The following is a 12,718-nucleotide window of genomic DNA, read 5'->3' on the forward strand; positions in this document are numbered from 1 at the left end:
TGGAGGCGGTGCCTTTATCTTGCCTTACGCGCCCCTCGCCTTAAGCGTCCCTGGCCCCTCCCGGATGCCCTCAACATCGCTAGCCATTGTGCTTCTTTTTCCGCGCGCGATCCCTGCCGAGCGGCACGAAAAGGCCGCCATTCGTTTCACCGGCGCGAACACCGTCGCGAAGGAAGAACAAAGAGCGTCCGGAGGGAGCGTTCCGCCCCTTTGAAGTTGTGGATTGGCCTTTGAATTCGTTCATGTCGGCCGCCGAAATCCCCGTCGCCTCAAGCTGTTTCAGATAGGCAACGGTCTCTTTCGGCAGCGGCCTTCGAAGCTTCAAATGGCCTTCATAGCGCTCGGGTCCAGCGTTGTAGGCGGCAAACAGGCCGGGGAATCCGAAACGCTTATACATGGCGCTGAGATAGGCGGTTCCGGCCAAGATGTTGTCGCGCGGATCTTGCGGGTCGGCTCCCAGCCCGTGCTCGACGCGCATCTCCTGATAGGTGCCGGGCATCACCTGCATGAGGCCCATGGCGCCGGCGCGGGAGGTGATGGGACGGCCATCGAGGACGGTCTTGCCGCGGCTTTCGGCATCGATGACGGCGCAAATCCAGGCCTGGGGAATGTGGAAGCGTGCGCTTGCTTCCGATACGAAGTGCTGCCATCGTTGCAGCTGCGGACTTTGGGAGATGACGGCCGGCTCAGCGCCGGTCGAGGCGGAACAGGCGCATGGCGCGACGGCGATCATGCCGAGCATCAGGAGGGTCATTCGGTCCATAGCGGCACCAGCCTCCCGATGATGTTTTCGGCCGGCACCGGCCCGAAATAGCGACTGTCGAAGGAGTGATTTTTCTCGTTGCCGAGCAGGAAAACCTCGTCATGGGCGAGCGCTCGGCAGCCGTTCCACCAGGGCAGCGGACGGCCTTGCGTGTCGATTTTGAGCCGACGGGCGACGATCTCGCCGCCGATGATGATGGCATTACTAAAGGCGCAGACATGCTCGTCCGGCAGCGCGGCGAGACGCTTCACCAGCGGTATATTGCGAGGCAGATAGCCGCGTTGGTCGGCGAGATAGGCAACGAAGCCAGGCGGGCGGGCGAGCACAAGATCGCCGCGCGCAGGCGTGCCAGACCCAACGCGATAGAGACCGACCGGCGCGCTAGCCGAGGCGTTCCAGACCAGCAAGGGAGACGGCTTTGGGAGCGCCGTGAAGCCTGTCAGGCTCAGGCCAATCGCGGCGATAGCGATTGCGTTGCGCGCCCGAACGCGCCGCAAACGGCTGCCGATCAGATGGATGGAAGGCCGCTGGCTCATGAGCGGGCTCCCTCGTCGGCTGAGCCGGACCCGCCCTTGTCATCGTCGGAGCCGGGTTCTGGCGGGCGGCCTTTCGACCAGTCGTCGAGTTCGTCGATGTGGTAGCGGACATAGCGGCCGTGCTTGCGGTATTTCGGGCCGCCGCCGGTCAGCCGCATCTTTTCCAGGGTGCGCTGGGACAGGCCGATATAGAAGGCAGCCTGCGCGGTGTTCAGAAACGGACTGCCCTTCTTGGCGCGGGCCGCGCGGTCGTTTTCGTCGTCCATGATGGTCCTCGTTTCGCTTCGGACAAGCGACCGCGAGGATCGGCGAGCGAGGTCGTCCTGGGGACGGGCGAAGAGTCGGGTGGGAGTTTTCGCCGCCCCTTCGGGCGAGCGTCGGCGGGAACCCCCGCGCCGAGTTGCGGCGCGAGGGCTTGAGCCGGCCGGTCAGTCGGCCGGGTTCCAGATGACGGCGTAGGTGTCTTGATCGTCTTGGCCGGCGGCGCGGCCGAGATTGGCGTAGAGCTTGCGGGGACCGAACTCCGGTGCGGCGATGGACAAGCTCACATAGTCGTTGCCGGAAGTCTCCCCGGTTCGGATCCAGCCGGCGCCGACCTCCACGCCCTGCGTCAGCACCCGGAAGTCGGGATGGTTGTCGGCGGACTTGCTCCGATTGGGCACGATGTCGATGTCGGCGCGGACGCTGAGCGTCCTGAGCTGGCCTTTGTAGCTGCCGTTTTCCTGCTTGTTGACGTAACCGATCGCGGTCATTTTCCTGTCTCCTTCTGCTGTCGCCGGGGACCATTCCCCTGCGATGGCGGACCGTGATGGGCGCGTCCGGACCGCCCGAACCCGGCAGGGCCGCAGCGGCAGCGAAGGACCCGAGCGGGCAGCTTTTTTGAAGCGAAGCGGCGCGAGGAAGCCGCGTCATGCGGCGGGGAAAAAAGCTGGTGGCGAGGGTTTCGGGCGGGCTGGAACCGCCCATAGGTCAATGAGCCAGCCGCAGGGGAATGTCCTCAAGACGTGTGGGGACAGGTCGCGTGATCGGGTGAGCACAACAAGCGATCGGAACCCGTGCGGCGGGTTCCGCACGCTCAACACCGTGCCGGATCGATAAATGTGCCCGTGCACCGGGAGCCCCAGCAGGCATCTCGGCGTGGTAATCGAGCACTGACAAGGGCGAGCTTTGGCGGCCGGATGTTGTTGCCGGAAGCGGGGTCCAAGGGGCGGAACGTGCAGCCAACGCGCCCCGGAGAGGCGCCAACCCGCGGCTATCGACGAGCCGCCTCGGCATGGCGGACTCATTCGAGGGTAACAGCGACCGGGCCTCGGCCCATTGATCGGCGGTCGGAAGCCGCCGCGTTTCGTGTGTTTTCGGTTGGGAACTTGGTCGAATCCGCGCCAGCTGGTTCCATTGGAGCGAAACCGATCGTCTCGGCGTGATCGAGGAATTCGACCAAATTGATACCGATGGCCTTCGCGAGGTCCGCCTGGCTGAGACCAGACGCTTTTCTTTTATCGACGCGGACATACCCGGGTGATCGGCCAGCCGCCATCCGCCAAGGTTAGGTCGTTCCTAGCGGCGCGGCGGGCACGGCTGAGCCCGCGTCCGAAGTCGACGAGGAAAGGGTATTGCTCCCCCGATTTCCGAAGAAGGCCACTGGTCGCAATTGCCCCTGTGGGCCGTGGCGATCTTTTGGTCGCGCTTGCGACATTCTTGTCAGCCTTCGGGACACAACAATGTTTTCGGATAGGCGCGCACGAGGGAGCAAATCAAGGAATCTCAATCTCGCAAACGCCGTGACGCCCAGCCGGACTCGATCCTCAGGGCGTGGAGACCGGCGCGCCGTGCTGAAGAGCTCGGAGGTGTCAAAGGCCTTCCTCGACAGGGGGAGCAGCAACAGCGCGATCGTAGGCGCGACGGCCGCGTCTTCGCAGATCGCAGCCTGCGCACGCAATTACACGCCAGAGACAAAGCCTTACGCGGTCGATGCCGGCGTGCGGCAATGCATCGGCTCGGCCCGTCCGGAACGGCTTTCGCCTTCCCTTGCCGGCGCGGAAGTTCTGACTACTCCGACAGTACAGCACCTTTGCTCGGTCCGGGTGACCAAGCGATTGTGCGGCGCGCTCGGTCTCGGTCAATGCACGGCGCCCCTGCTCAAGCCGACAGGGCTTCGGCAAAAGATAGTCCGATTCGGTGCCCCGAAGTGAAATGGCATAGCGCTTGCTGTTATCCGTTAGAGCCCACCAAAGCACGTAGAAAGCTATGAACAGAACCATGGCAAAAACGCGAAGTTCCATACAAGCGCCCAAGGAGACCGTGCACGTTTGCGCCGAACGTCCCCTCCAGACGTCCCTCCTCCGGTATCTGATTTGCTATGGCTGGTTCGAGACTGACGGAGCCGTGGCGCTCGCCCAATTGTCGCTTACCCGCCTCCGCCAGGAGGATGCCTTTTTTGGAACACGGCATCGACCAAGTGCGGCCGCTCGGGCCCAGGACTGTCGCCGACGCGATCAAAGTGCATCAGGCGACGGTAAGCCGGGTGACGTCGAACACATACATGCAGACCCCGCGCGAAGTGTTCGAACTGAAGTATTTTTTCACCGTCGCGAGCGCGTCCTCCCAAGGTGGCGACGCGCGGTCCCCCCCGAAGCTGTCCGCCATCGGATCAAGGCGACAATCGCCGACGAATCGCAAGATGACGCGCTTTCCGACGACGACATCGTCGTCCGGCCCAAGGAAAGGGCCATCGATTTGCGCGCCGCACCGTCACAAAATATCGCGAAGCGATGAACATCCCCTCGTCCGTGCAATGCCGCAGGGAATGGCGCTTCTGGCGTTAATCCGGGTCAACGCAGCAACCCGAGTTTGCAGCACATCCAAACTGGAGACCCTGTTGATGACCGAATCCGCTACGGGCTTCATGGACGGAGTTCTGCATGACCCAAAACAGCCAGATCAACGGTCTGGTCCCGCATGGGGTGCAGTCATTTCGCTTGCCTTAGGCACCTTTGGGCTTGTGACGGCAGAGTTTCTGCCTGCCAGCGTGCTGACGCCGCTCGCGCATGATCTCTCTATCACCGAGGGTGCAGTCGGACAGGCGCTGACAACGACCGCCATCGTGGGGGCGATCTCGGCGCCGACGATGGCCGTCATCACAAGGCCCCTGGACCGCAGGATCGTCATATGGGCAATGACGCTGCTGCTGATCCTGTCGAACGTTCTATCGGCCGTCGCGGGGTCGCTGCCGGTTCTCCTGGCCGCCCGCGTCGTGCTCGGCATAGCACTCGGAGGGTTCTGGTCGATTTCGGCAGCGCTGGCGATGCGGCTCGTTCCAAGTCACCTCCTGCGGCGCGCCATGTCGATCATCCTCACCGGCGTTACCTGCGCTACCGTTTGCGCGGCTCCAATCGGCGCCTATGTCGGCGATATCTGGGGATGGCGAACCGCCTTCATGATCGCTGCGGTCGTCGGCGCCGTTACGCTGGTAGTGCAACTCATAACCATTCCGAGGCTGCCTCCGATTGGAGTGGCCAGCTTCCGCAGTCTGCTGGATGTGGCCAAGAATCCGATGATCAAAGTCGCGATGTTGGTCGTCCTGCTGGTCGCTTCCGGGCACTTCGCCGGCTTCACCTATATCCGCGCCTTCCTTGAGAAGTTTCCCGCGCTTGATATCGAGACGATCTCGCTGGTGTTGCTCGTCTTTGGCATCGGCGGCTTCTTCGGCAATTTGGCCGGCGGATTCCTGGCCGAGCACAGCCTCAAGGCAGCCGCGGCCCTGCCTCCCCTGTTCATAGCGATGGCCACTGTCTCGCTGCTGACGCTGGGAGCATCGGCTTGGGCCACGGCGATTGCGGTTACAGTATGGGGCTTTGCCTTCGGCGCGGTGCCGGTGGGACTGCAGACATGGATGGTGCTGCACGCCGCTCCCGAGCAGGCCGAAAGCGCCGGTGGGCTGATGGCCGCAACGTTCCAGGTAGCCATCGCAGCGGGCGCGATTTTCGGCGGACTACTGATGGACAATGCCGGCGTCGCCAGTTCCCTTGCCTACAGCGCCGTTGCCTCGTTCCTCGGCGCCCTGACAGTGTTCTTGCTCGGCCCGAAGCGCGAACCTCAGACCACCTGACAGAGAGGCCATCAGTGCAGCGCGGGAAAGATGCAATCATCAGCCGCGCGGTGCGATCCTACGCACGATTTTTGGCGGTTGCAGGCCTCGTCTCCGGGTGATCGGACGCTGTTGTCCGGTCGATTTCGACCGGCGGGGCCGTTTCGAATGATGGTGCCGACGAGAGAACCTAAGAGTGCGGGACCGAACCGGACCGCCTCGTCCGTCGACCGCTCTGGCATGGCGACGCGGTCTATGCGGCTCTGTCTTGCGGCGAGCATCGGGCGGATCGCGCGCCTGATCTCTTACATGAAGCTCGGGGCCGAACATGCCCCGCAGCTTCTGATTCGGCCCGAAATAGAGGATCGTTCGGCGATATCGTAGTTGTATTCACCAACTGTGATCCAGCCGCGATTGAACGTCGACAGCCCCGCGCGACGGATTTCCAGCGGCGGAATCTCAAGCGCCGCCTGCCCTTGGTAAGGCGGCTTACCGGAATTCGGCAGGAGGACGAGACGAGTTATCTCACGCTCAGTATCCCCGCAATTCGGTGCGGCGCATGGCGAAAACCTTCAGCCTCGCATAGCTTGCGGTAAAAGTACTTCTTCCACTTCATGTTTTTGGTGTTGCCGGCTGCCAGCGTGGGGAAACACGTGGCACGCCGTCATGCAAAATCATCGAATGTGCGTCAGACCCAATTTTGCACGCCGGTTCGCACCCGTATGAGGCGCTGAGTAAATCTAGACTGAGACCAGGAGTGCCCGCGACTTCACATGCGGGATGCCTCCTGCAACATTATCTGCCGCATCCAGATGCTTGCCGGATCACTGTTGTGGAGGGTGGGCCATTGGACGGCCTCGGTGAACGTGGGTAGTGGCCGCGGAAGTTCGATGATCCGCAAGGGGAAGGTTTTTTTGAAATGCTGAACCAGCCGGAAGGGCATGGTCGCTATCCGAGCTGTGCCTGAGACCATCGGCGGGATCATGCTAAAGGCCTGTACGACGATTTCAACACGTCTCTTGAGACCATGCTCAAGCAAAAACTGTTCCTCGATGGATGGCATCTGGGCACCGCCGACCCTGAACGCAATGTGTTTCATCGACACGTATCTCTCGAATGTAAGCTGACGTGGCAACTGCTTGTTCGTGGGGCAGCCCACGCACACGAATGTCTCGTCGAACAGCGCCGCTCTTGGATGGGCGCTCGACATGAAAAATTCCGGAAGAATCACAAAATCGACGTCACCGCGCCGGAGAAGCTCATCGGGGTCGTTGTCGAGCGGCCGCAATTCGAAGCTGACGGCGGGTGCTTCGCGTGCAACCCGCTCCACGACCTTTTCAAAAAACACGAGTGTGGCGAAATCGGAAAGAATGATCCTGAAGCGGCGATCGGATTGAGCCGGATTAAACGGATCCCAAGAAATAATCGAGCATTGGATGTGCAAGAGTGCGCCACGAACAGCGGGGGCGAGTGTTTCCGCACGCGGGGTTAGAACGCGTTCGCGGCCGCTCATCGTAAACAGTTCATCGTTGAAATAGTTGCGCAGCCGGGCGACGGCCGCGCTCATGGCCGGCTGACTAAGGTTGATGCTGCTTGCCGCGGCCGTGAGGTTGCGCGCGGTCAGCAGTGCGTCGAGCACGACGAGAAGGTTCAGATCAAGGCCTTTGAAACGCATGCCTCATCTGTCCGTAACGTGGTTGTTTGTCATCGTGACCATTATGGGCGCTCGTTTACGGTCCCACTCAGAGGTGTTGTGTCCCGACCTGCCGCCCGCGCGCGTGGAGGACGTGCTCGTCGTAGTTATGGGGATAGCGCGGCCGACGAGCGAATGGCCGACCGGTACAACAGTCGATCGGATAGGTCCGGAGCTATGAAACATGTCGATTACAGATGCGAATTTTTCACGTGGCTAATTGATTACAGATTGAGATTTGAGCAGACTTGGGCGTGGCGGCGCTCCGACAACGATCCGCGACACATATCCGAGGTTGTGCGCAATACTGCGAATTGCCATCGCTATGACGACAATCGCCACTCCAAGCACAGTTGCGAAGGTGATTCTGGTCGTGAGATTCCAGACTTCTCCAAACTGTATCAAATCCATGAGGCGAAACACGGCACCCTGGACCAGGTAAAGCAGCAGCGTGCTCTGACCAAGCTGCACCGCGACAAAGCGAGCTACTCTAGTCGAATAGACAAGTCTCCAGCATTGGAACATAGACTGCATTGCTACCGCAGAAGCCGCCAAAGAGCCAGAGAACATCAGAAAAACTTGTTTAGCTGACTGTTCATCATGAATTAAAACGAGATTGTTGTAGGCATAAGTCTCCTTGCCCCACCCGAGGAAGCATATGAAAGCCGCTATCGAAAATAAGACAACAAAAATGGATTTGTGACGCCAGATGACGCCATTCTGCCATCCGATCGGCTGGGCAAACAGGAACCCTAAACAATAAAATGGGTAAGTGTACTTTAACAACGGGGTTATTGATAACGTGATGGGTGCGAATGCGACCGCAATTGCAGATGCGCTTATGATCCATATCGATAGACGGTTGAAAGTTGTAAGAACTCTAATCAGAATGAACGAAATAAATGCCGCCCATATGAACCAATAGGTTCCAATAACTTCCGTCGACAAATCAAACAATGTATCAATTAAACTCTTCATGGGAAAAATAACTGCGGACTTTAACGTCCAAATCAACGTACACCAAAAAAGCATTGGCAGTAGTAGCTGCATTGCCCGCTCACCGACACCTTGGGTGAACGATTTTCGCAAAATTGCCCCAGAAGAAAGATATCCGCTTATCGCCATAAAGAGAGGCATATGAAACATGTAGATCGACTTGAAATACGGCGACAGCCAGAAAGCGTCGGTGCCCTGGTAGATTAAATATTGTAACAAGTGCCCAATTATCACCAAAGTAATGAGTATGCCTTTGGCGAAATCGAAGCTTAGGTCTCGGTTGTTTGTCCCTGCTGGGCACGAGCCGCGTCCCTTCGCTCCGGCTCTTATGTTATCAAGCATCAGACTCCAGCCTATCTGTTGCAGTTGCTACTTGCCGTTTCTGGGCACGGCGAGCGCGGTGCAAAGGATCGAAAATCACGCCGATCGCGGCGTGGTATGGAGGGCCGATTGGCTGCAACCGAGCGGACAACATCCCAGTGCCTGATCGCAAACCTCGAGCGCATTGGCGGTCGCGATCATGTGTGGCGATGCGAACGCCCGGCACTATGGTCGTCTGGCCGTCTCTGCAAAACCTCTCAAGATGGTTTCGCAGCGGGTGCCGAACCATGCCAAAAGCGAATGGAATGCCACGCTGCTGCAGCACCGGACGCATGACGCGGATAGAACGACTCATTCCGAGTCTCTCAAGATCCGGATGCATCCTGTACGATCCGAGTTCGCCTACCAAGCAATCAACCTCGCCAACCGTGAAGAAATGGCGCAGCAGGTCCTAGTGAGCTGCTACGCCGTGCACATCAGAGCCGATTGCGCGAACCCTCGGCCCTGCACCGGCCCAGCTACAACCGCCTGAAAGCCCCTGTCGCCCATAGGCCTTTTGGAAGAAGGCGGAGAGTTCGACATGATCGGCTACTTACAAGTCATTTCCCAGCACACGCTGCAGAAGCAGTGGCGTGATCGGGCGCATGTCAAGTGCGGTCATCTATGCAGCGCCCTGGAAGTTTGGTAAAATCGATTGTTTAGATCGCGAGCATCCACGCTATGGATAAGTGAAAGCCATGCGCTTCAAGGGCCTTGATCTGAACCTTCTCGTCGTGCTCGACGCACTGCTGACCGAGCGGACCCTCACGGCGGCGGCAAGCAGCATCAACCTTAGTCAGCCGGCCATGAGCGCGGCCGTCGCCCGGCTGCGCGACTATTTCAACGATGAACTGTTTACGACGAGCGGCCGCGAACGTGTTCTAACCCCGCGTGCGGAAACACTCGCCCCCGCAGTTCGCAGCGCACTCTTGCAAATCCAGTGCTCGATTATCTCTTGGGATCCGTTTAATCCGGCTCAATCCGATCGCCGTTTCAGGATCATTCTTTCCGATTTCGCCACACTCGTGTTTTTTGAAAAGGTCGTGGAGCGGGTTGCACGCGAAGCACCCGCCGTCAGCTTCGAATTGTTGCCTATCGACGACGACCCCGATGAGCTTCTCCGGCGCGGTGACGTCGATTTTCTGATTTTTCCAGAATTGTTCATGTCAAGTGCCCATCCAAGAGCGGCGCTGTTCGACGAGACGCTCGTGTGCGTGGGCTGCTCCACGAACAAGCAGCTGCCACGGCAGCTTACATTCGAGAGATACATGTCGATGAGGCACGTTGCGGTCAAGTTCGGGCGGACGCTGAAGCCCTCCATCGAGGAACAGTTTTTTCTTGAGCATGGTCTCAAGAGACGTGTCGAGATCGTTGTGCAGGCCTTTAGCATGATCCCGCCGATGGTCTCAGGCACAGCTCGTATAGCGACCATGCCCTTCCGGCTGGTTCAGCATTTCAAAAAAACCTTCCCCCTGCGGATCATCGAACTTCCGCTGCCACTACCCACGTTCACCGAGGCCGTTCAATGGCCCGCCCTTCACAACAGTGATCCGGCAAGCATCTGGCTGCGAGAGATATTGCTACAGGAGGCGTCTCGAATGACTTCTCCGGGGGACGCCAAAAGGCGCCCCAGGCAGCCCTAATTTACTCCCGCGTCTCACGCCGGCACTCGCGTCAATAGCCCGTGTCGGAAGAGAGCGACGCTCGCGGCAAGTGCGCCTGCGAGGTCGTCCAGCGGGTGGGCTGCATCGACAAACGGTGCGAATGAGAAGGGCCCCCCATAGCCGCCATCAAGCAGCGCCCGGATCTGGCTGCCATTGTCGGAACCGACCAGGACGCGATCCGGGTAAATCCAGTGGATCGGATCGTTCACGCTTGAAATGTGGACGAGACCGGTCAGCTCGGAGGAGAAGAACGTCTCCCCGGCAAGCGTGTGGTGGAACGTGTCGTGCACGAGGCGGAAGACGGATTGGCCATCAATGGCGGCAATGGCCTTAGCCGCTTCGTTCTTCGATCGAAGCGAGCAGGTCCGGAAGCCCAGCGGCTCGATGAGACCGATCAGACCGCGCGACTGGAGGATCGGCTTGAGCGCCTTCAAGGCGACGCGGAGATCGCCCCGGCGCTCGACATTGGCGGGCCAGGAGCCATCGTTGACCGGCACCAGCATGAGCGTCTTGGCTCCGCAGGCCGCTGCATAATCGGCGAGCTTGCTCGCCTCGGCCCTGCGGGCGGGGGTCCACTCATTGAAGCGCTGGAGGGCATTGACGGAAATAATCCCAACGCCTGTGTCGGCGGCCGCAGACCGGACGTCCGCCGCCGGCATGCCGCGTGCAATAGCATTGCTGCCCGGTTGGCTGCGGATCTGGACATCGGTTAGGCCCTGGTCGCGGGCAAAAGCGAAAAGTGCCCTGACGTCAAGTCCGGGCGTCGCCAAATAATCGAGTGCAAAGCGGGGCGATGCTTCGCGCATGGCTTGGCTTTCCTTCCATGAAACGGGCGTCATTCTCGGCTGACTGGCTTCTACCGTGCGTTGATTCGCGAGGTCCGAAATGATGGGCATGAGCGAGGCGAGGCAGTCGTACTCACGTTTCTCTCACGCTATGTTTTTCTCTCATTTATGAGCCGACGTTCACCCAAACGGCGGTGCCGCGCCTCCTGAGACATGGTTAAATAGGTGCAATGACCGAACTCGCTCGCAGCCATCCAACTGCTTCCGCAAGGTACCCGCCAAAGTCAGGCAGCAGGGTGTTTCGCCAGAGCGAGGCCGACGCCCAGCGCGATCATCGCGCCACCTGACGCCTCCCTCAGGCGGCGGATCAACCCGGGACGCGCTGCCGCGCCGTCTTGAATGCCGCTGGCCACGACGGCAACCACGATGTCGGCGAGCGTGTTGAGCGCAATGGACACGGAGCCAAGCACCACGAATTGCAGAGCTACGAGCCCTGCGCTCGGATTCACGAACTGCGGAATGAAGGCGAGGAAAAAGACTGCCGTCTTCGGGTTGAGCGCCTCGACCAGTACCCCTTCACGAAACGCCCGCCGGGGTCCGACTGGACCCACTGCGGCGCCGTCATCGCCGCCAGTCGCTCCCTTGAGGCGGGCGGCTTGAAAGGTGCGAAAGCCGAGCCAGACGAGGTAGACCGCGCCGAACAGCTTTAATGCGGAGAACAGTTCCGAGCTCTCGAGCACGATCGCGGAAACACCTAAGCTTGCGGCGAGGACGTGGATCATGCCCCCCAACCCCGTGCCGAAGCTGGAAGCGATACCTTCCCGACGACCACCGGCGAGCGTGCGCGCGGCAACGTAGAAGATGCCCGGACCGGGGGTGATGGCGAGCACGGAGGCCGCGGCGAGGTACAGGGCGAGTGGGGTCAGTTCTGGCATGATGGTCGATTCCGAGGAAGTTCATGATTATTTTGGGATGAGAGCGGCGACGTCGCGGTCAGATGCCCGCTCGCTCGCCGCAAGGCCCGCCGCCACGCCAGCGCGGTCGGCCGCGTTCCGGTTCTGGCTCATTTTGCGCTTGCCCTCCAGCCTCGTGATTGGCATGCGCAGGCCGACGATTCCGCGGAGTTGCGCCTGTATAAAATCCGGCGGCGCGTCCGACACCGCCCAAGGCGAGGCGCGCTCGCCCTCGTGGTGGTCGGTCAGCCGATTCACGACGTCCAGCAATCTTCCCGCATCCTCGAAGAACTCGACCGGGCCATAGGCGTGGACGGCGACGTAATTCCAGGTCGGGACGACCTTCCCGGTTTCCCGCTTGGTCGCATACCATGCCGGCGTCACGTAAGCGTCCGGCCCCATGAAGATGGCCAAGCCGTCGCCCAGCGGCGGAACACGGCACTGGGGATTGGCCTTCGCCAGGTGCCCGTAGATCACGCCGTGCTCGCCCTCGCTCTCGTCAAGGAAGAGGGGCAGTGGCGTTGCGAGCGGCCCTTCCGCCGTGACGGTAACGAAGTTCGCCAGCAGCGCCGCGCGAATGGTCGCGCGCAGGCATTCCTTGTCGTCGTCGCGGAAAGCGGGAGGGATGTACATCGCGAAACTCCTTGCGTTACCAAGTCAGGTATCGGCAAGCTGGCCTATTGGAAACAGCCAGTCAGAAGCTATTGAGGTAGTCCAGTTGGTGAAAGATGGCATCGCGCGCCGGATCAGGGCACCGGAATCCCCGGTGCCGGTCACGGTATGCGAATTGCTTGCCAAACCTTTTGGACGCAGCCAGCGATCCCGCTTGGTCGCTATGTGAGCCTGCGGCAAGCCCAATGAAATTGATCCAACGCAAAGTG

Annotated in this window: 12 protein-coding genes and 3 pseudogenes; 4 read left to right on the plus strand and 11 right to left on the minus strand. The window is 60.3% G+C overall.

The features are described from left to right. Window positions 1-79 precede the first annotated feature (79 nt). The 4 genes from JN280_RS33755 to JN280_RS33770 form a co-directional block, all read right to left on the minus strand. Window positions 80-763, minus strand: a complete 684-nt coding sequence (locus JN280_RS33755) for a lytic transglycosylase domain-containing protein (protein ID WP_202308669.1) — start codon at window positions 761-763, stop codon at window positions 80-82. Next, complete coding sequence (locus JN280_RS33760) at window positions 751-1,299, minus strand: S26 family signal peptidase (RefSeq protein ID WP_010913839.1); 549 nt, start codon at window positions 1,297-1,299, stop codon at window positions 751-753. Before JN280_RS33760 ends, JN280_RS33755 begins: the two co-directional genes overlap by 13 nt. Beyond that, window positions 1,296-1,565 carry a helix-turn-helix transcriptional regulator gene (locus JN280_RS33765; RefSeq protein WP_006328932.1) on the minus strand — a complete coding sequence of 90 codons (270 nt, stop codon included), beginning with the start codon at window positions 1,563-1,565 and terminating at the stop codon, window positions 1,296-1,298. Before JN280_RS33765 ends, JN280_RS33760 begins: the two co-directional genes overlap by 4 nt. 162 nt (window positions 1,566-1,727) lie before the next feature. Beyond that, the gene (locus JN280_RS33770) at window positions 1,728-2,051 is read right to left on the minus strand and encodes a DUF736 domain-containing protein (RefSeq protein WP_006328923.1); all 324 of its coding nucleotides are present in this window, start codon (window positions 2,049-2,051) and stop codon (window positions 1,728-1,730) included. A gap of 1,682 nt (window positions 2,052-3,733) precedes the next feature. On the opposite strand from JN280_RS33770, the pseudogene JN280_RS33775 reads away from it, so the two are divergent. Next, window positions 3,734-4,124 (plus strand): annotated as a pseudogene (locus JN280_RS33775) (RNA polymerase factor sigma-54); the annotation flags it as partial. A 56-nt stretch (window positions 4,125-4,180) separates the two neighbouring features. Then, on the plus strand, window positions 4,181-5,407 hold the full coding sequence (locus JN280_RS33780) for an MFS transporter (protein ID WP_044549158.1): 1,227 nt from the start codon (window positions 4,181-4,183) through the stop codon (window positions 5,405-5,407). 521 nt (window positions 5,408-5,928) lie between these two features. On the opposite strand, the pseudogene JN280_RS33785 reads toward JN280_RS33780, so the two are convergent. Continuing rightward, window positions 5,929-6,044 (minus strand): annotated as a pseudogene (locus JN280_RS33785) (nitrogen fixation protein NifQ); the annotation flags it as partial. 111 nt (window positions 6,045-6,155) lie between these two features. Continuing rightward, complete coding sequence (locus JN280_RS33790) at window positions 6,156-7,061, minus strand: LysR family transcriptional regulator (RefSeq protein ID WP_010913836.1); 906 nt, start codon at window positions 7,059-7,061, stop codon at window positions 6,156-6,158. Window positions 7,062-7,104: 43 nt separating this feature from the next. Here JN280_RS33790 and JN280_RS39705 point away from each other — a divergent pair, with 43 nt between their 5' ends. After that, window positions 7,105-7,260, plus strand: coding sequence for a hypothetical protein (locus tag JN280_RS39705; protein WP_274609110.1), 156 nt, complete (start codon window positions 7,105-7,107; stop codon window positions 7,258-7,260). A gap of 35 nt (window positions 7,261-7,295) precedes the next feature. Here JN280_RS39705 and nolL read toward each other — a convergent pair whose 3' ends face one another. Both nolL and JN280_RS33805 read right to left on the minus strand, forming a co-directional pair. Continuing rightward, window positions 7,296-8,417, minus strand: coding sequence for a nodulation factor fucose acetyltransferase NolL (nolL, locus tag JN280_RS33800; protein WP_202308671.1), 1,122 nt, complete (start codon window positions 8,415-8,417; stop codon window positions 7,296-7,298). Continuing rightward, window positions 8,410-8,973, minus strand: a pseudogene (locus JN280_RS33805) (hypothetical protein); the annotation flags it as partial. The gene nolL and the pseudogene JN280_RS33805, both read right to left, overlap by 8 nt. 160 nt (window positions 8,974-9,133) lie before the next feature. Here JN280_RS33805 and JN280_RS33810 point away from each other — a divergent pair. Beyond that, window positions 9,134-10,078 (plus strand): LysR family transcriptional regulator, encoded by a 945-nt coding sequence (locus tag JN280_RS33810; RefSeq protein ID WP_010913834.1) that lies wholly within the window; start codon window positions 9,134-9,136, stop codon window positions 10,076-10,078. A 14-nt stretch (window positions 10,079-10,092) separates the two neighbouring features. On the opposite strand, the gene JN280_RS33815 is transcribed toward JN280_RS33810, so the two are convergent. The 3 genes from JN280_RS33815 to JN280_RS33825 all read right to left on the minus strand — a co-directional run bounded on the left by JN280_RS33815 (window position 10,093) and on the right by JN280_RS33825 (window position 12,470). Further along, window positions 10,093-10,938: a TIM barrel protein gene (locus JN280_RS33815; RefSeq protein WP_044549150.1), complete on the minus strand. Its 846-nt coding sequence runs from the start codon at window positions 10,936-10,938 to the stop codon at window positions 10,093-10,095. Window positions 10,939-11,168: 230 nt separating this feature from the next. After that, on the minus strand, window positions 11,169-11,819 hold the full coding sequence (locus tag JN280_RS33820) for a LysE family translocator (RefSeq protein ID WP_010913832.1): 651 nt from the start codon (window positions 11,817-11,819) through the stop codon (window positions 11,169-11,171). A 27-nt stretch (window positions 11,820-11,846) separates the two neighbouring features. Further along, window positions 11,847-12,470, minus strand: coding sequence for an FMN-binding negative transcriptional regulator (locus tag JN280_RS33825; protein WP_010913831.1), 624 nt, complete (start codon window positions 12,468-12,470; stop codon window positions 11,847-11,849). Window positions 12,471-12,718 lie beyond the last annotated feature (248 nt).

Origin of the sequence: Mesorhizobium sp. L-8-10 (genome assembly GCF_016756635.1) — a bacterium.
Classification (GTDB): Bacteria; Pseudomonadota; Alphaproteobacteria; order Rhizobiales; family Rhizobiaceae.

Coding starts and splice junctions, on each gene's coding strand:
- JN280_RS33755 (WP_202308669.1), bottom strand. CDS start 763: ATGGACCGAATGACCCTCCTGATGCTCGGCATGATCGCCGTCGCGCCA.
- JN280_RS33760 (WP_010913839.1), bottom strand. CDS start 1,299: ATGAGCCAGCGGCCTTCCATCCATCTGATCGGCAGCCGTTTGCGGCGC.
- JN280_RS33765 (WP_006328932.1), bottom strand. CDS start 1,565: ATGGACGACGAAAACGACCGCGCGGCCCGCGCCAAGAAGGGCAGTCCG.
- JN280_RS33770 (WP_006328923.1), bottom strand. CDS start 2,051: ATGACCGCGATCGGTTACGTCAACAAGCAGGAAAACGGCAGCTACAAA.
- JN280_RS33780 (WP_044549158.1), top strand. CDS start 4,181: ATGACCGAATCCGCTACGGGCTTCATGGACGGAGTTCTGCATGACCCA.
- JN280_RS33790 (WP_010913836.1), bottom strand. CDS start 7,061: ATGCGTTTCAAAGGCCTTGATCTGAACCTTCTCGTCGTGCTCGACGCA.
- JN280_RS39705 (WP_274609110.1), top strand. CDS start 7,105: ATGGGCGCTCGTTTACGGTCCCACTCAGAGGTGTTGTGTCCCGACCTG.
- nolL (WP_202308671.1), bottom strand. CDS start 8,417: ATGCTTGATAACATAAGAGCCGGAGCGAAGGGACGCGGCTCGTGCCCA.
- JN280_RS33810 (WP_010913834.1), top strand. CDS start 9,134: ATGCGCTTCAAGGGCCTTGATCTGAACCTTCTCGTCGTGCTCGACGCA.
- JN280_RS33815 (WP_044549150.1), bottom strand. CDS start 10,938: ATGACGCCCGTTTCATGGAAGGAAAGCCAAGCCATGCGCGAAGCATCG.
- JN280_RS33820 (WP_010913832.1), bottom strand. CDS start 11,819: ATGCCAGAACTGACCCCACTCGCCCTGTACCTCGCCGCGGCCTCCGTG.
- JN280_RS33825 (WP_010913831.1), bottom strand. CDS start 12,470: ATGTACATCCCTCCCGCTTTCCGCGACGACGACAAGGAATGCCTGCGC.